The 16366-nt window shown below is 69.9% G+C and carries 16 protein-coding genes; 5 read left to right on the top strand and 11 right to left on the bottom strand.

The features are described 5' to 3' along the window. Positions 1 to 101: 101 nt before the first annotated feature. Positions 102 to 845, bottom strand: a complete 744-nt coding sequence (locus tag DEJ51_RS11910) for a hypothetical protein (RefSeq protein WP_150257574.1) — start codon at positions 843 to 845, stop codon at positions 102 to 104. Between the two features lie 644 nt (positions 846 to 1489). After that, a complete protein-coding gene (locus tag DEJ51_RS11915; RefSeq protein ID WP_223835768.1) occupies positions 1490 to 2707 on the bottom strand; it encodes an ROK family transcriptional regulator in 1218 nt (405 codons plus the stop codon). A 55-nt stretch (positions 2708 to 2762) separates the two neighbouring features. On the opposite strand from DEJ51_RS11915, the gene DEJ51_RS11920 reads away from it, so the two are divergent. Beyond that, a complete protein-coding gene (locus DEJ51_RS11920) occupies positions 2763 to 3884 on the top strand; it encodes a Gfo/Idh/MocA family oxidoreductase (protein WP_150257576.1) in 1122 nt (373 codons plus the stop codon). Positions 3885 to 4105: 221 nt separating this feature from the next. Here DEJ51_RS11920 and DEJ51_RS11925 read toward each other — a convergent pair whose 3' ends face one another. The 4 genes from DEJ51_RS11925 to DEJ51_RS11940 form a co-directional block, all read right to left on the bottom strand. Continuing rightward, positions 4106 to 4963: a fumarylacetoacetate hydrolase family protein gene (locus DEJ51_RS11925; protein ID WP_150257577.1), complete on the bottom strand. Its 858-nt coding sequence runs from the start codon at positions 4961 to 4963 to the stop codon at positions 4106 to 4108. A gap of 122 nt (positions 4964 to 5085) precedes the next feature. After that, on the bottom strand, positions 5086 to 5805 hold the full coding sequence (locus DEJ51_RS11930; RefSeq protein ID WP_150257578.1) for a YidC/Oxa1 family membrane protein insertase: 720 nt from the start codon (positions 5803 to 5805) through the stop codon (positions 5086 to 5088). A gap of 114 nt (positions 5806 to 5919) precedes the next feature. Continuing rightward, on the bottom strand, positions 5920 to 6273 hold the full coding sequence (locus DEJ51_RS11935; RefSeq protein ID WP_150257579.1) for a DUF6412 domain-containing protein: 354 nt from the start codon (positions 6271 to 6273) through the stop codon (positions 5920 to 5922). A 96-nt stretch (positions 6274 to 6369) separates the two neighbouring features. Beyond that, positions 6370 to 7200, bottom strand: a complete 831-nt coding sequence (locus DEJ51_RS11940; RefSeq protein WP_150257580.1) for a class E sortase — start codon at positions 7198 to 7200, stop codon at positions 6370 to 6372. Positions 7201 to 7256: 56 nt separating this feature from the next. Here DEJ51_RS11940 and DEJ51_RS11945 point away from each other — a divergent pair, with 56 nt between their 5' ends. The 3 genes from DEJ51_RS11945 to DEJ51_RS11955 are packed head-to-tail and all read left to right on the top strand — an operon-like array spanning position 7257 to position 9626. After that, positions 7257 to 8273, top strand: coding sequence for an SEC-C domain-containing protein (locus tag DEJ51_RS11945; RefSeq protein ID WP_150257581.1), 1017 nt, complete (start codon positions 7257 to 7259; stop codon positions 8271 to 8273). Positions 8274 to 8314: 41 nt separating this feature from the next. Beyond that, positions 8315 to 9169: a NaeI family type II restriction endonuclease gene (locus DEJ51_RS11950; RefSeq protein WP_190620333.1), complete on the top strand. Its 855-nt coding sequence runs from the start codon at positions 8315 to 8317 to the stop codon at positions 9167 to 9169. After that, positions 9144 to 9626, top strand: a complete 483-nt coding sequence (locus DEJ51_RS11955; RefSeq protein WP_150257583.1) for a very short patch repair endonuclease — start codon at positions 9144 to 9146, stop codon at positions 9624 to 9626. The genes DEJ51_RS11950 and DEJ51_RS11955 overlap by 26 nt, the downstream gene beginning before the upstream one ends. On the opposite strand, the gene DEJ51_RS11960 is transcribed toward DEJ51_RS11955, so the two are convergent. The 4 genes from DEJ51_RS11960 to DEJ51_RS11975 all read right to left on the bottom strand — a co-directional run bounded on the left by DEJ51_RS11960 (position 9623) and on the right by DEJ51_RS11975 (position 14964). Beyond that, entirely contained in the window at positions 9623 to 10831 is a 1209-nt protein-coding gene (locus DEJ51_RS11960) for a DNA cytosine methyltransferase (RefSeq protein ID WP_150257584.1), read from the bottom strand. The two genes, DEJ51_RS11955 and DEJ51_RS11960, sit on opposite strands and share 4 nt — an antisense overlap. Before the next feature lie 123 nt (positions 10832 to 10954). Beyond that, positions 10955 to 12784: a DEAD/DEAH box helicase gene (locus DEJ51_RS11965; protein WP_150257585.1), complete on the bottom strand. Its 1830-nt coding sequence runs from the start codon at positions 12782 to 12784 to the stop codon at positions 10955 to 10957. After that, a complete protein-coding gene (locus DEJ51_RS11970; RefSeq protein WP_150257586.1) occupies positions 12781 to 14196 on the bottom strand; it encodes a transcriptional regulator in 1416 nt (471 codons plus the stop codon). The genes DEJ51_RS11965 and DEJ51_RS11970 overlap by 4 nt, the downstream gene beginning before the upstream one ends. Positions 14197 to 14280: 84 nt before the next feature. Further along, complete coding sequence (locus DEJ51_RS11975) at positions 14281 to 14964, bottom strand: hypothetical protein (RefSeq protein ID WP_150257587.1); 684 nt, start codon at positions 14962 to 14964, stop codon at positions 14281 to 14283. A 195-nt stretch (positions 14965 to 15159) separates the two neighbouring features. On the opposite strand from DEJ51_RS11975, the gene DEJ51_RS11980 reads away from it, so the two are divergent. Continuing rightward, positions 15160 to 16008, top strand: coding sequence for a hypothetical protein (locus tag DEJ51_RS11980; RefSeq protein ID WP_150257588.1), 849 nt, complete (start codon positions 15160 to 15162; stop codon positions 16006 to 16008). A 48-nt stretch (positions 16009 to 16056) separates the two neighbouring features. Here DEJ51_RS11980 and DEJ51_RS11985 read toward each other — a convergent pair whose 3' ends face one another. Then, on the bottom strand, positions 16057 to 16353 hold the full coding sequence (locus DEJ51_RS11985; RefSeq protein ID WP_150257589.1) for a hypothetical protein: 297 nt from the start codon (positions 16351 to 16353) through the stop codon (positions 16057 to 16059). Positions 16354 to 16366 lie beyond the last annotated feature (13 nt).

Here is a 16366-nt window from a genome sequence, read left to right on the forward strand (position 1 = left end):
GCGGGGCGGCGGGGGTACGGGCGGGGTGGGGATGGTCGGGGGTCGACGGCAGGGGGTCGACGGCAGGGGGTCGACGACCGGGGATCGACGACCGGGGATCGTCAGGGGGCGGGGCGGCGCAGTCGGCGGGCCCCCAGCAGCAGGCCGCCACCGGTGACGAGCGCGGCCACGGCGCCCGTGCCGTACACCCACTCGCGCGGGCCCGTGTGGGCGAGGGAGCCCGCCTCGACGGGCTCCTCCGGCCCCTCGACCGAGAACCGGTAGCCGCCCGCCTCACCGATCCAGTCGCCGTCGTCGCCCTTGCGCTGGACCAGGGCGGCGTCGGCGACGACCTCGCCGACGGGCGCGTCGGGCGCGAAGGAGAGACCCACCTTGACGGTCCGGGAACCGCCGGGGCCGACGGTGAAACCGGGGAAGGCGTCCCCGCCGTCGAACACGGCGATGATCTCGTCGCGGTCGCTGCTCTCCAGGCTGACGGGGAAGGTACCGCCCGGGGCGTCGAACTCCATGCGCAGGTGCGCGGGGCGCAGGGTGCGGGCCTTGTCCGTGAAGACGACGATCGGGTGGATGGCCGTGCACTCGGAGTTGGTGGTGTTGGTCAGGTCCAGGTACCAGGTCTGCAGGCCGGCACCGGTGCGGTACACGGCCGGGCCGCCGCGGATCCGCGCTCCGATGGGAAACGCGGTGCTCTTCCCGTCGCCGCAGGTGGCCTGCGTGCGCGAGGGCAGCGCGGGCGCGGGGCGCCCGCCGCCCGCACCGATGTCGGCTCCGGCGGTGGGCGCGGTGGTGGCGACCAGTGCGGCGGAGAGGGCGGCGGTGAGGGCAAGGGCTTTGCGCAGTCGCATGGAAGACCTTCGCTGCTCGCCGGACGGGACGATGATCGGACGAGGTGACAATCACCCCGGCCCTGCCCGCACCCTGCCACCCCCGCGCGACGCCCCACCCGGAGCCACGCCTGAGTTGATCCGGTTTACGCCCGAATGGTGGATGAGGTCAAGCCCCGCACCGCCGTTAGAGCCCCAGCCCCGCCCACGACGCCCCCACAGCCACCCCGGCAGCCCCCCGAGCCCCGCCGACACGCGATGCGACTCCGGCCCGTCGGCGATCGAGGCGCGGTACCCGTCTCGCCACCACCCCAGGGTGCAGACCCGGCCGGCCATCGCGACCCCACCGACGGCTGAGGCGCGGCCCCCGGCCACGGTGCACCCGCCGACAGCGGAGGACCAGCCTCCGGCAGCCACCCCAGCGCTCGATGCACGCCCCTCGGCCCGCCACCGTGGCGTCACAGACCGCAGCGGCACCCCAGCCCCGCCGGCAACTGAGGCGCGGTACCCGGGTCGCCACCACCCACGGCACAGCCACCGGCAGCCACCCCAGCCCCGCCGGCGATTGAGGCGCGGGGCTGGGCAGAGCCCGGGTTCGGCAGCACGGCACGGCTCAGCGCCGCGACACCGCACGGCTCAGCGCCGCGACACCGCGCAGCGACACCTCACCCCGGACGCCCGAACAACGGCGCCAGCGCCAGCTCCGCCGCGCCCTCCGCCACACCCGCCCCCGCCAGGGCGACCACCGGCCGGGCCGGGTCCAGCGCGCGGGCCGCGAGAACGGCCCCTACCCCGGCCACGAAGACCTCCGGCGCCGCCGCCACCACGCGCCCACCGAGCAGCACACGGTCCACGTCCAGCAGCGCGACCAGGTTGGCGGCACCCTCACCCAGGATCCGCGCCGCCTCGGAAAGATCCCCCCGGGCCACCGCGCCCAGGCACAGCACCTCCACGCAGCCCCGCGCACCGCACCGGCACGGCGGGCCGTCCAGCAGGAGCACCTGGTGGCCGAACTCCCCCGCCGCCGAGCGCGCACCCCGGTAGACCCCGCCGCCCAGCCACAACCCCGCGCCGAGCCCGGTCCCGACGTGCAGGTACACACAGGTGCGGGACCCGCTCCCATACGCGTCGGCATCGGCTTCCACATCCGCGCCGACGCCGACGCGCACGCCCGGCCCGGCAGCACGCGCGGCACCCACGCCCACGCCCACGCCCGCGCCGTCCGCATCCGCATCCGGCCAGGCGGCCCGGAGCCATGCCCCGGCAGCCGCGGCCGCACCGGCGTTGGTGTCCTTGTCCAGCAGCACCGGCAGGCCCAGCAGCCCCTCCAGCACCCCCCGCAGCGGAAAGCCCTTCCAGCTCGGGAACCCCGTCACCCGCCCCATCGCCCCGGCCCGGTGGTCCAGCGGTCCCGGTGCGGCCACCCCGACGCCCAGGAGCGGCAGCCCGGACGGGTCCCCGAGCCTCGCGACCGCCCGTACGACCGCGTCCACCGCCGCCTCCGGGCCGGCCCCGAAGTCCAGCGGGCCACCGCTCTCGGCGACGACGCGGCCCGCCAGGTCGACCCGTACCGCACGGAGCTCGTCGCGGTCCAGATGCACGCCGACGGCGTGACGTACACCCGGCACCAGCCTGAGCAGGGTGCTCGGCTTGCCACCGGTGGACGCGGCACGCCCGGCCTCCGCGATCAGCCCGTCCGCACCGAGCCTGGCCGTGATCTTGCTGACGGCCTGCGGGGTGAGTCTCGTACGGGCCGCGAGATCGGCGCGGCCCAGGCCCGCCGGGCCGGCGCCGCGCAGGAGATCCAGCAGCAGCGCCTCGTTGTACCCGCGCAGCGCCGGCAGGTTCACCCCGCCACGACTGTCCCCGCTACCCGTGTTCACCCGACCATTGTCCACCTTCCTTGCACTTCAGCAACACTGTTGCCAAAGTGGTCCCATGAGCACCCCCGCCTCCTCTGACTCTTCCCCCTCCCCCGCCCCGCTGCGCGTCGGCCTCGTCGGCTACGGACTCGCCGGCTCCGTCTTCCACGCCCCGCTCGTGGCCGCCACGGACGGGCTCACGCTCGACACCGTCGTCACCTCCGACCCGACCCGGCAGGCGCAGGCCCGTACCGAGTCCCCGGACGTGCACATCGCCGCCTCCGCCGCCGAGCTGTGGGAACGGGACCTCGACCTGGTCGTGATCGCCTCCCCCAACCGGACGCACGTGCCGCTCGCCACCACCGCCCTCGAAGCCGGCGTCCCGGTGGTCGTGGACAAGCCGCTCGCCGCCACCGCCGCCGAGGCCCGCGCCCTCGCCGCCCTCGCGGACCGCAGCGGCACCTTCCTCTCCGTCTTCCAGAACCGCCGCTGGGACAACGACTTCCTCACCGTGCGCCGCCTCATCGCCGACGGCGAACTCGGCGAGGTCCAGCGCTTCGAGTCCCGCTTCGAGCGCTGGCGCCCGCAGCTGAAGGGCGGCTGGCGCGAGTCGGGCGCCCCGGAGGAGATCGGCGGCCTGCTGTACGACCTCGGCAGTCACGTCGTGGACCAGGCACTGGTGCTGTTCGGCCCGGCCGTACGGGTCTACGCCGAGGCCGACCTGCGCCGCCCGGGCGCCGAGACCGACGACGACACCTTCATCGCGATCACGCACGCGAACGGGGTCCGTTCCCACCTCTACGTCAGCGCGACCACCGCCCAGCTCGGACCGCGGTTCCGCGTGCTGGGTTCGCGGGCCGGCTACGTGAAGTACGGCCTGGACCCGCAGGAGGGCGCCCTGCGCGAGGGGCTGCGGCCGGACGGGGACCTGCCCTGGGGAGAGGAGCCCCCGCACCTGTGGGGACTGCTCGGTTCCGGCGAGTCCCCGCTGACCGGCGGCGGGATCCCGGTCCCGACCGAGCAGGGCGACTACCCGGCGTACTACGCGGCGGTGGCCGCCGCGCTGCGCACGGGCGGGCCCGCGCCCGTGACGGCGCACGAGGCCGCGGCCTGCCTCGACGTACTGGAGGCGGCCCGCCGGTCGTCCGAGGAGGGCGTGATCGTGGAAATCCCCGCCACGGTGTCCGATTCGGACTGAAAGCCCGGGAGGCGGCCGGGGTCGAGGGGAGGGGTACGAGGACGCCCGGGCCCGGACACACGCGGACCCGGGCACACGCGCACCCGGGCGAAGGGGCACCCGGGCAAAGAGGCACCCAGGCACACCGGCACCCCGGGGCAGGGGCAGGGTCGCGGCCGCCACTGGCAGCCCGCCCCTGCCCGCCCCGGTCCGCGTCCGACTGCGGGGCCGGCCGCGTCCGCCTACGCGCCCTTGAACTCCTGGCGCTGACGGCCGAGACCCGTGATCTCCACCTCCACCACGTCACCGGCCCGCAGGTACGGCTTCGGCTCCGGCTGGCCCATGGCCACGCCGCCCGGCGTACCGGTGACGATGACATCGCCCGGGTACAGCGTCATGAAGTGGCTCAGGTACCGGACGACCTCGCCGACCGGGAAGATCTGGTCCGAGGTGTTGCCGTCCTGCTTGAGCTCACCGTTGACCCACAGCTTCACGTCCAGGACCTGCGGGTTCGGGACCTCGTCGGCGGTGAGCAGCCAGGGGCCGATCGGGGTGAAGGTCTCGCAGTTCTTCCCCTTGTCCCAGGTGCCGCCGCGCTCCGTCTGGAACTCGCGCTCCGAGACGTCGTTGACCAGCACGTACCCGCCGACGTGCGCGAGCCCCTGCACGGCGGAGTCCAGGTAGCGGGCGGTGCTGCCGATGACGACGCCGAGCTCCGCCTCCCAGTCGGTCTTCACGCTGCCGCGCGGGATCAGCACGGTGTCGTCGGGGCCGACCACGGTGTCCGGGGCCTTCAGGAAGAGGATCGGCTCGGTCGGCGGCTCCGAGCCGATCTCGGCGGCGTGGCCGAAGTAGTTCAGGCCGATGCCCACGACCTTGCCGATGCGGCCGACCGGGGCACCGATGCGCAGGCCTTCGCCGTTCAGGACCGGAAGCTCACCGGACTCGGCCGCGTCCCGTACCCGGGTCAGCACGGCGTCGTCCGCGAGCAGGCCGCCGTCCACATCCGTGATCAGGCCGGACAGGTCTCGCAGGGTCCCGTCCCGGTCGAGAAGCGCGGGGCGCTCCGACCCTACGGGTCCGACACGCAGCAGCTTCATGGGCATTCTCCCGTGGTCGTGGGTGGTCGGCCCAGGGCGTACCCAGGGCCGGCCGATGGGTTGCGGCCATCGGAGGATTTGGCTGATCCTCCAAGATGTCCACCCAATCCGCAAGACCCTGTTCACGGACTGGAACGCACCACTCCGTCGGCCGGCCGCCCGGCGGCGGGCAGGGCCGCACGCTCGGCGGCGCGCGCCTTGCGGTGTTCGAGCCAGGCCCGCTCCGCCACCGACCACGCGGTGGTGGTCAGCAGGTAGAGCCCGGCGGCCAGCGGCACCACGGCTGCCGTGATCAGCGTCCCGAAGGACAGCAGGGGCAGTACGCCGCCCAGCTTGCGCATGGCCTCCTGCTGCTCGGCGCTCAGCTCGGGCAGCGCCGCACCCCCGGCGGGCTTCTTCTTCGGGGCGGAGGCGGCGGCAGCAGCCTGCGCGCCCGCGGCCGCGGCTGCCGACCGGCGGCCACGCACCGCACTCCAGGCGGCCACCACCGCGATCGCCCCGAACAGTGCGAGGAACACCAGCCCCTGCGCCCCGAAGGGGCCGCCCTCCCCGAGTGCCTCGGTCCACCGGGACCCCAGCGGCGCGGCGAACAGCCGGTGGTTCAGGAGCTCGCCCCCCGACGAGAACGCCTGGTACATGAGGAAGAACACCGGCAGCTGCAGCAGCAGGGGCAGACAGCCGGCAGCCGGGGTCGCACCGCGGAAGGCGGCCCGGCTCAGCGGGTGCAGCGCGAGCCTTACGAGCACGGTGAACAGCACGATCGCGGCAGCGGTCGCGGACTGCGCCAGCACCGGCTCCAGAAGCCGGCCCAGCTCAGCAACAAGGTGGGTGAAAACGGACACGCGGGCCCTCCGGAGGGTCTCGTCGAACGTCGAAAGAGGTGCATTTCGGCGCGACGACCCGCGAGGGGCGACGACAGTGATCAGTCAGGAGAAAGCGAGAAGTACTGCGCGCCCCTACGCGGCCGTCGGGACGAGACGGCCGGGCGCCCTGGGCCTCGACCGGCCCGAGGCATCGGGATCACGCTGCGGCAGGAAAGCCGTGCGCTGCTCGCGGTCACGGATCGCGGTGCGTATTCGGTGCGGCGGCACGGGCCGCACGAGCCGCGCGGCAGCGGCGAGAGCCGCGGTGCCCACGGCGACGGTGGCCGCGAGGGCGACCACCACGGCGCCCAGCCCGCCTTCCCCGGCGAACAGCCCGAGGAGTCCCCCGAGGAGCATGAGCGGGAGCAGCAGGGCAAGGAGCCGCGAGGTCCGCGCGTACAAGGCGTAGGACAGCAGGCGGCCGCCACGTCGATCTCGTCGAGCCATACGGACCTCCCCCTCTCCACTCCCGCGCGCGAACTCCCGTACGAAATCGATGATAACCACGCCCACCGACAGATCCATCGCCCGGAAGTATCAAGCTCAGGAAGACCTGAGTAGGGTCCCCCAGACCACCAGCCGGTACTTCGAGCTGTACTCGGGCGTGCAGGTGGTGAGCGTGATGTACGCCCCGGGCTCGCTGTACCCCTGGTCCGGTTTCACCACGCTGCGCGGCACGGGCGCGATCACCCCGGTGTCCCGCGCCGTGGTCTCGCTCAGGATCTTGCCGACCACGTACGTGTACCGGTGCCCTCGGATGTCGACGATCAGCTCGTCGCCCGCCCGCAGCCGGTTGACGTACCGGAACGGCTCGCCGTGCGTGTTCCGGTGCCCGGCCAGCGCGAAGTTCCCCTGCGCCCCGGGCCCGGCGGTCCCCGGGTACTGCCCGGCGTAGCCCTTGTCCAGAACGGTCCGCTTGTCGACGCCCTGCGCGACGGGCACGACGAGCCCGAGGCGCGGCACGCGCAGCACGGCGTACGCCCGGTCCCGCTCGGACGCCCCGGCGGCGGGCCGGGCGCCGGTCCCGGCGGGCCGCGTCGCCGCAGGCACCGCCGCCCCGGAGCCCGCCGGCGCACTCGGCTCCGGACCCACCACCGGAACCCCACCGTCACCGTCACCGTTACCGCCACCCACCCCGGCTGCGGAACCAGCGGCGGGCTCATCCCCCCAAGCCCGCTCCAGCTCCTGGACCTGCTCCTGCGCGGCAGCCGCGGCCTGCCGGTTGGTCCACCACACCTGGTGCACCACCAGCAACAGGACCACCACCCCCACGGTGACGATCAGCTCGGCGCCCGCCCACAACACGCCCGCGAGACCGGCCCGGCGCGCCCGCCGGCCGCCCCCCTGCACCACCACGGGTACGCGATCTCGCACGGGCGGCACCTTAAGTCCTCCCCCGCCAACTGACCAGCGGCAGTACGGTGTGAACCATGCGCCCCGACACGCCTGCCGAGCACATCGCCGAAGCCGAGCGCCTCATCCGCACGGCGACCCGCTACCCCGAGGACCAGGAGCCCTTGCTCCTCCAGGCCGCGGCCCACCTCGAACTGGCCGACGCACGCGACCGGGCGAGTGCCCTCTACGACCAACTCCTCTCCTCCTCACCCGCCGACCCCCACCTGATCAAGGCCCTGCAGGCGGCGAACCTGTGGGAGTACGGCCACGAGGCGGAGGCTCGCGCCCTCATCTCGGGCATCCGCGCCGCCTCACCCAAGGAACCCGCACCGTGGGAGGTCATCGCGGAAGCCCTGGAGGCCCACGACGAGTTGGAGGCCTCGCACGACTGCTTCACCGAGGCGGCCACCCTCCTGATCGCCGAGGACGACCCGCTGACCCCGGCCACCACCGCCCTCCTCACGGGCCGCCACCGCGTACGCCGCCTCCTCGGGCTCCCCCACGACGACTGGGACATGGTCGCGGACACCCGCCACATCGGCCCGATCCCCCTCGACGAGCTCCACGACCCGAAGCGCATCTGGGCCCTGGGCTCCGACGACCCCGCCGAACTGCGCGCCGAGATCGCCCGCCTGCGCGCCGAACTGGGCGACCGCCGCGCGGCCCTGTCCCGCCCGTTCCCGGTGGCGATCCTGCACTGGCCGCAGCGCGAACTGTCGGAGCTGCTGAGCAGCTACCCGACCCTCGCCTCCGAGTACCCCTCGCACGAGGCCCACCTGAGGGAGATCGAGAGCTCGCTGCGCGCCCTGGCCGCCTCGGGCACCACGAACCTGGGCATCGTCACGGCGAGCGTCCCCTCCTACGAGGCCTTCGCCGCATCGGAGAAGACCTCCCCGGCCTCCCCGTCCCTCCTGGCCGAATACGCCACGACCCTGGCCGCCCGCGGCAAGGCCACCCCGTGGCCCCCCACACCCACGGCTTCCTGCTGGTGCACCTCGGGAAAGCCGTACGCGGAGTGCCACGGGGACACCGGCACGACCGGCGGCAGATGAGCCGGGGCCGCCTCGTCCTCCAGGAGCCGGGGGATCTCTGCATGGGCACCAACACGGGTGAGCACATTCTGCGTGCGCCAGCCGAGGACTCCGAGCTGCAGGACGTCCTCAGCTGGCTGGCCCCGCACGATGTCGCTGGGCTGTACACAGGGGCCATCGCGAACGCGATCGACTATGTGCTTGACGGTGCCAGAACAGGCCGCTACGACCTCCAGTCCGGCGAGGTGCACCCTGGAGAGAGGGCATCCGTGGGCGCGAAACTGGAGTACGAGGTCCTGCGTTCCTTCAGTCTCCCGAAAGCTGCACCTCTCGACACCCTGATAGCTGGCGTCCCCGTTGATATCAAGGCGACCGTCGGAGCGAACTGGGCCATTCCCTCAGAGGCGCACTGCCACCTCTGCATCTGCACCCAGATACAGCTTGGCCGCAACCGGCACCGTTCCTGGCTGGTCCGTACACACAAATCCTGGCTCTACCGGGGCAAAGGGAACCGGGATGGCAAGCGGGGCCTCGCGGTGCAGGCCTGGGACAAGTGGAGCGTTCCGCTCTACGACTGGACCCCACTGCCCGTCAATCCTCTGACGCTGCTCACACCGGAGCAGACGAGCCGCGTCCTGGCCGAGAAGCCCGGGCAGGAGGAGCGCCTCACGCTGATGTTCCGGTACCTCGCGGGTCACATCATCCCCCGCAGTGTGATCTCAACAGTGGGCGCCGGACGGCACGATCCGCTGCGAAGAGCCCGCGGCGTCAGAAACAGACTGGCCAAGGACGGTCTCACCCTCCTGTGCGGCAAGTTCCCCGAGCAGCGGGACACCGCCGCGGCCCACGCGATTACGCTGGGGCCAGAGGACTGGATTGCCCTGAGGACAGATGGAGAGCACGAAAGTGCAGGATGAAACGCCCTGGCAGCCTCCTGAGGGTTCCTGGGCTTCCACCGCCGCGCGCCGACGCAACATGCAGGCCATCCGGAGCCGTGACACCAAACCGGAGAAGGCAATCCGGCACCTCGTGCACGCCAAGGGGCTGCGGTACCGGATCGCTGCCCGCCCCCTTCCTGATCTTCGCAGGACAGCCGACATGATCTTCCGGCCCGCGCGGGTAGCGGTCTTCATCGACGGCTGCTACTGGCACGGCTGTCCGGAGCACTACGTGTCTCCGAAGACGAACCCGGGCTACTGGTCAGGAAAGGTCGCGGGGAACATAGCCCGGGACCGCGACACGGACCGGAGACTCGAAGAAGCCGGCTGGCTCGTGCTCCGTTTCTGGGAACACGAGGAGCCCGCCGCGTGCGCTGAGGGGATCGCTTCCGCGGTCCAGGAGCGGCGTAGCCGCCCCCGGACCACGGCAGGCTAGATGCCGCCTTCCGGCTCGCCGATGGTCATCGGGCCGGCTAGACGCAGAACCTTCGCGATCGATTCGCCTACCGCCTGTGCCACGGGCGGCGGGAAGGCATTCCCGACCTGCCGGTACTGAGCCGTCTTGCCCGGAGTCTTCTCCCGCTCAGGGTCTCCTTCGAAGTCCCACTCCGGCGGAAAGCCCTGAATGATAGCGGCTTGCTGGACGGTGAGCATCGGGCCGTCAGGCCGGAACAGATCGCGGTCTTCGCTCTGCTTCTTTTCGAGCTCCACAATCGAGTTGGCGACGCCCAGAGCGTCGACGCCAAGGTGCCTCCACGCTGCCTTGGCGCGGCTGGGCCCCAGGTCCGCTCCCCCATGCTTCTTCGACCCGCCGACGAGGGTGGGCGCGATACCGCCGCTCTTGCCCTGCCACCGTTCGAGCGCCTCCCGGGCCTTGCGCTCGCTCTCCCCGCCCTGCTGCAGGAAGGGCGCGTACCTGGCCTTCATCGTCTCGTCGAGCGCATCACGGACAGTCCGGATCTCCTCCTGCGGGGCAGGCCACTGGAACTCCTGGCCGCCGAGGACATCCTTATGGATTGCCACGAGAATCGCGCGCGGGCGCAGCTGCGGAACGCCGAAGGTACTCGCTTCCAGGACGCGCCATCCACACACCTTGTAACCAGCGCCCTCGTAATGCTTCTCAACGCCGGTCTGGGGATCTACCGCATCGCCGCCTTGCAGCCGGGCCTCTACCCAGGTTCGATACTCCTCGAACTTGTCATCCTTGATTCCGCGAACGTTTTCAATCATGACCGCATGCGGCAGCACTTCATCCACGAGGTCAAGCATGCGCGGAAACAGGTCACGCTCGTCGTCCTTACCCAGCTGCTTACCAGCATGCGAGAAAGGAGGGCAAGGAACACCGCCAGCCAGGAGACTGAGCTCGCCGCGCCGCAAGGGCCGCTCAAAATATTTGAGCGGCTTCTTGAGGTTATCCATGGGCTTGAAGTTGTTCACGTCATCTTGAATGACGTCGCAATAATCTCGCTCGAATTGCCAGCCGTCGCGGTCGTCAACGTTGCGGCGCAGCGTCGCCGCCGCGTGCTGATCGATCTCGACGAGTGCAAGGTGACTGAAACCCGCCTGGTGGAGGCCGATGGCCTGCCCCCCGGCTCCCGCGCAAATCTCAATCGAGGTCAGCGTGTGATCGCCGGCTCCCATCGAGTCCTCCTGGTGTGGCAGATGCAGACAGGCAAGTGTCGCACCTGCCACCGACACCAGCGGCACTTCGGCCCATGCTGACGCACTGGCCTCGCAGCCCAGGGCTCCCACTCGACGCCCTCGTCACACCCTGGCGGCTCCCATGTGATGCAGCAGCGCCCGCATATCGGCGTCGTCCATACCTGCTGCCACAGGCCGCTCCTCCTGCAGATCGCCCAGCTGCCGCACGGCGGGGTCGTCCAGGATGGCGCCCATGAACTCAAGCTTTTCCGCCAGGCGGAGTGTCACCACCTCATCGATGGTCCCGCCGGAGGCGAGCACAGTGACGCGCGTCTCAGTGCCGGGTGCCAGCCCCAGACGGTGGATCCGGTCGAGGCTCTGCAGGAAGCGCCCAGCCATGAAGTCGCGGTCGACATAGACGGCGTCGTGACATTCCCGGTGGAGGCTGATGCCTTCTCCGAGAGTGGCCGGATTAGAGATCAGGACGCAGCAGTCAGGATCTTGCCGGAAGCGTCTGATCTGCTCCTCACGATCCGGTGTCCCCCCGTGGACTACGGCAGGCCGATAGACGCTGAGCAGCCGCTCAAGGCTCGTGATATTCCGGACAAAGGTCGACCACACCAAGGTCTTGCGCCCTGCTGCCGCGTTCTGGGAAACGATGTCCCGCACGGCCTGATACTTCGGCGGCATTTCGTGCTGGGGAAGCTTGTGCAGCAGCGTGAACAGTGACTCATCCTCCGCTGCCTCCAAAGGGGGCACCTGGAAACTGAGAGGTTCGTATCTGCTGCTGCCTTCCACCAGCAGGGCTGGACTCGTCGCAGCCATCAAGAGCCGCAGCATTGCCTTGCCCAGAGCATCGAAGTCATCTCTTGACGCTTCAGCCCGGGCAGTGAAGCGCCCGACCAGTGCGTCGTAGATCTCCCGGTGCAGACCATCCAGCTCTACCGTCCGGATTACCGGCTGGAAGGGCGGGAGTCCCAGTTCACTCTTGGTCGTGCGCGTGAAAAGCGGCCGCAGCACCGAACTGGCGCGCGCGAGATCGCCGCCTGCCACAGCCTGCGTGACGACGCGACGCCCGTGGCCGGGCCAGACAAACGAAAGCAGGTTCTCCAGATCACGCGCTCCGTTCGGAGCTGGCGTGCCTGTGAGGATCAGGCGGCGGCGGCTGAGCGGACCCAGCGCCATACAGGCGCTGCCATACGTTCCCTGCGCTCCGAGCTTCATCCGGTGCGCTTCATCCAGGATGACCATCGAGGGCACCGCGCGCAGCCATCCGGCCAGACCGGCAAGCGAACGGTCGAGCCTCTCGTAGTTGACCACCAGGATCTCTGCGTGCGGATCGGGCAGACCGCCCATGATCCGGATGGCCGGGGGTGAACCGAAGCACTCCCGGCTCTCCGACAGCCATGACTCATAAGCGGACTTGGGGCTCACGACCAAGAGGCGCCGCGCCAGCCCGCGCTCCTTCATGGCCGCGTAGACAGCCAGGCCAACCCTGGTCTTCCCGGCACCAGGAACACTGAAGTTCGCACCATGGCGCATGGACAGCAGGTGGCCGATATCCCTGACTTGAAAAGGTGTCAGATCTGCTTGCCAGCCCGGGCCCAGGGCTTCCATGACGGACTCATCGCTCGGGACAGCAGACTCGGCCGCCCCCTGTCCCAAATAGCCCTCCGCCTGATCCGCATCATCAAGCACGTCGTTGACCAGCGTAAAGAGATCACCGTCCCAGTGGACGGACTCCGCGGCCGGCCAGTCCGACAAGACGTCGAGGCCTGTCAGGAATCCATCGAGCGGAACTTCCACCATCAGCAGCCCGAGCCGCACGCCCTCCGGGAAGCCTGCTGCCAGATGGGTCAGGTCAGTGGCATACGGCGCAGTCGCCTGGAGCACTGCCTTGGTGCGGGATACGTCGAAGCCAAGCCGCAACGAGGGTTCTGTCACCTCGCTCACTCCGCCCCCTGCCGCATCGCGGCAAGCAGCCACGCCACCCCGTCACCGGGTTCCTCAACACTGCGCGAGGTCTCCCGTGCCAGTTTGAGCAGGCTCGCCTTCAAGGCCAGTACCGCCTCGTCGAGGCTCTCCTCGTCCAGACTGCGCGAGGCGCGGGCCAGCGCCAGGTCCGTAACACACTGGTCAATGTCCTGGACGGCATCATGCAGCCGGTCCGGGGCCGCCTGCTTGCGCTTGCGCACCCGGGCGTCCTTGCCCGCCGGCACGAGTGCCTCCTCAACCGCGTCCTTGGCCTGCTTCCAGATGGCGGCCGCTTCGTCTGCCTGCTCCCGGGGCACTGCCCCGGGAGCCTTCTCCACAGCTTTGGCCTGCAGTAGCACGTTGGTGAATGCCTTGGCGGCGGCAACCTGGGGACTCTCGGCTCCCACACTCCGGTTCAGGCCCGGGATGACGCGCGCAACGGGTGCCGCTGGGGGCTGCTTCAGCTGCTCCGGAAGGTGACGGTGCAGGTAGCGCGCCCTGAAGTCCACGTCGGCGAGCCGGACGTCCGTCTTGGAGAATTCGAGGACGATCAGAGCGAGCTTGTTCTCCTTTAGCAGGTCAGCCTGCCCCGGGTTCTGCTTGGACTCCTTGACAAAGGCCCCGTGCAGCTCGCGCAGCTTCTCCTGCTGATCCTCAAAGTCCATCAGCTTGAGCTGAACTGCCCCCGTATTGGAGCGGTTCACCAAATCCCTCAGCGTGGTCAGCACCCACTGGTCCTGCTTGGCCGTTTCGGGCCTGATCCGGAACTCCTTCGCAATGTCCGCGAGCGGCCTGCCATTGCCGACTTGCTCTTCAATCGTGAGAAGCCGGTTGATGTAGGAGTACGGCCGGCGGGTGTCATGCCGAAGCTGCAGCGAGAGCTCGACCGAATTGATGTCGGACCATGTACAGGTCTCGGGCAATACTCCTACGCGGACGCTGAGCACGCCGAGTTCACGGAGGGCTGCCACACGGGTGTTGCCGTTGACTAGGATTCCGTCCCGGGTGATGAGACCCGGCTCGTTCTGACGGTACTCCTTAAGGCTGGTTTTAAGGTCGTCGAAGTCACCGTCACGCTTGCCCGGGTTCGAAGGCAGTGCCTGCAGCAGGTGGCGGAGGTAGTCCTGGCTTTCCTCACTCCATGCATCAGCCGTAAGCAGCTCGTCACGGTCAGGGTCGAAGCTGCGCTGCGCCCGGATCCGGTGCGTAGAAGGGTTGAAGTACACCTGATCGATGGGCATGTCGATGACCTGGACGACCATCGGCTTGGTCCGCCACTCAATGGTCAGAGTCTCTTGAAGCCCCTGGCCAGCGGCAGCCTCCTGCAGCCGCTTCTCAACCAGTTCCTGGTTCTCAGCGGCACGGGGCGGTCGGCCAAAGTCCATGCTCACGGTGTGTTGCCTCCAGTACAAGTGCGTGGGTGTGCAAGGGGCGGGACCGGGGGTCGTGCGCGACCCCCAGCCGCGTGGCCGGCGTTACGCCGACGGTAGCGCCAGGGCTTCACGGACCCTGCCCCGGGCGTCAGCCGGCAAGGTCCGGATGTCTGCCCACAGCCGCTCCACCTCCGCGAACTCGCGGGTGTCCGCGACGAGCCAGTCGGAGATCGTTGCGCGTTCCAAGGCTCCGAGCCGGCCCAGCCGGTCGAGGACGGACTTCAAGTCGGCGGTCAGGCCACGCCCACCGACCCGGCAACGGTTGCATTCGGCCACGAGTTCCACCGAGCTGCTTCCATCGGGCAGCAGCACCGGGCGCCGCGCAATATCGAGCTGGGCCGACTCGTAGGTACCCGCGAACGTCTCACCGGGCGTAATTCCGCAGGACCGGCAGTGGTGTCCGTCCCGGGCGAGCACCTCGCGGCGCTGGGTGTCTGTGATCGAGCTTCCCGGCTTCGTCCCCTTGCCGGGCTCCCAGACCGGTTCCCCCTGGGCCACGAAACGCTGTTCGTGCTGCCCCAGAGTGACGTCCTCGCGATGGGTGTCGATCCTCCAGCCGAAGTCACGCAGATCACGCACCCGGCGGTCGGCCTGGCTGACCCCGGGAAACGCGGCCTTTACGTCTTCCTTGGTGAAGGCATTCCCTTCCCCCACCACAGCGACGAGCCACAGCGCCGCGCGCTTCATGGTGCCGAGCTTTTGATCCGTCCATGACGGAAGACCCATCGAGTCTCTCCTAAATCCGGTCATACAGGAGCTGCTCAGCAGGGTCCGGGGACCGATACCCCCACCGGCAGCTTCAGCGGATGGCTCAACTCTTGCCGACGCGCAGGCCCAGAAGCCAGCATCAGTCCGGTATCGAGGGCAGAGGAAACGCCCGGCGCTTCGCCAACAGCTGTGGTTGCAGCAAGACTTCGGTCTATGAAGAAGCCCGGCATGAATGGAGAGACGGTGCCGCGCAAGACCAGGTGGAAGGAACTCCCAGACCTGCCCGAGGACCACCGGAGACTCGTAGTCATGCTTCGCAGGCTGCGCGATTGCACGAACCGGACGCAGGCTGAGATCGCTGCTCAGGCATTCCTCGTAGCTTCCAGCCTCTCCAACCACCTCAACGGTGGCCGGATACCGGAGGAATCGCTGCTCGGCGCCTTCTTCACCGCCGTGCAGGCAGATGCCTCAGAGCAGGGAACGGAACTGCCCTGCACGCTTGGGGAGCTGCTGGAGCTACGGCGACGCGCCCGGATTCAGCACTGCGACTGCCTGCCACACTCTGCCAGCGTGCAGCCCTCAGATGGACCCGACGGTGATCCGCCGGCTTCCACGCTGATACCGGCTCGCGCTACTCACCGGTTGCGCTCCCGCGCCCATCTCCTCACCGCCCGTGCGAAGGCTCGCTCCTGCTCCACAGCACACGCCGTCCCGCCAGAAAACACGCTGCCGGTCCCCCCTGCAGAGGGGGACCGGCAGCGCACAGGACTCTCAAGAGCAGCATGGACGGAGCTCGAAACAGTGACCCGCTTCCTTGCTGAAGGCAGGCACCGGGACGCTGGCTTCCTTCTGTGGCGCGCCGGTAAGACGCTGAGCGCGCATCAGATCATCGAAGCGGTGGCCTCATGCAGGGAGGCCGGGTTGCACGAGGCCGCGGAATCTGTACTCGCCGGCGTCAGCGAGCGTGCCGACAGACAAGCCGTGCTGAACATCACCGCGGCTCTTCAAGCTGCGGGCCGACACCAGGATGTCGGCTTTCTGCTGTCAGCCGCATCCAAGTAGCTCCGGTCGCGCGGTCACGGTTGGCCTGCCGGCCATCGGCGGGACGGCCTAGCGGTCCGCCGTGGCGTAGGCGGCCGTGGCTACCGCGGCTGCCGCCGTGAAGACCGCCGGCCAGGCGCCGATCTTCTTCGCCAAGGGGTGTGATCCCGCGAAGGCCGCCACGTAGGCCGCGCCGAGGAGGGCCGTCGTCGTCGGGGTCGTGCGGCGGTGCCATTCGCGGGCCGCTACGGTGCCCGCGGCCGCGAGGACCACGCCGCCGAGGGGGCGGACGCCGGTCCAGCGGGCGGTGGCGTAGCCGCCGACCAGGCCGGCCGCCGCTACTGCCGAGGTGGGAATCTGCGCCATGGTGGGGTCCTCC

The organism is Streptomyces venezuelae, assembly GCF_008642275.1.
Lineage (GTDB): Bacteria > Actinomycetota > Actinomycetes > Streptomycetales > Streptomycetaceae > Streptomyces > Streptomyces venezuelae_E.

What these genes read in the sequence shown, in the direction of transcription:
- DEJ51_RS11925 (WP_150257577.1), bottom strand. Translation starts at nt 4,963, where the DNA reads ATGAAGCTGCTGCGTGTCGGACCCGTAGGGTCGGAGCGCCCCGCGCTT.
- DEJ51_RS11935 (WP_150257579.1), bottom strand. Translation starts at nt 6,273, where the DNA reads ATGGCTCGACGAGATCGACGTGGCGGCCGCCTGCTGTCCTACGCCTTG.
- DEJ51_RS11945 (WP_150257581.1), top strand. Translation starts at nt 7,257, where the DNA reads ATGCGCCCCGACACGCCTGCCGAGCACATCGCCGAAGCCGAGCGCCTC.
- DEJ51_RS11975 (WP_150257587.1), bottom strand. Translation starts at nt 14,964, where the DNA reads ATGGGTCTTCCGTCATGGACGGATCAAAAGCTCGGCACCATGAAGCGC.
- DEJ51_RS11950 (WP_190620333.1), top strand. Translation starts at nt 8,315, where the DNA reads ATGGGCACCAACACGGGTGAGCACATTCTGCGTGCGCCAGCCGAGGAC.
- DEJ51_RS11985 (WP_150257589.1), bottom strand. Translation starts at nt 16,353, where the DNA reads ATGGCGCAGATTCCCACCTCGGCAGTAGCGGCGGCCGGCCTGGTCGGC.
- DEJ51_RS11960 (WP_150257584.1), bottom strand. Translation starts at nt 10,831, where the DNA reads ATGGGAGCCGGCGATCACACGCTGACCTCGATTGAGATTTGCGCGGGA.
- DEJ51_RS11955 (WP_150257583.1), top strand. Translation starts at nt 9,144, where the DNA reads ATGGAGAGCACGAAAGTGCAGGATGAAACGCCCTGGCAGCCTCCTGAG.
- DEJ51_RS11980 (WP_150257588.1), top strand. Translation starts at nt 15,160, where the DNA reads ATGAAGAAGCCCGGCATGAATGGAGAGACGGTGCCGCGCAAGACCAGG.
- DEJ51_RS11920 (WP_150257576.1), top strand. Translation starts at nt 2,763, where the DNA reads ATGAGCACCCCCGCCTCCTCTGACTCTTCCCCCTCCCCCGCCCCGCTG.
- DEJ51_RS11910 (WP_150257574.1), bottom strand. Translation starts at nt 845, where the DNA reads ATGCGACTGCGCAAAGCCCTTGCCCTCACCGCCGCCCTCTCCGCCGCA.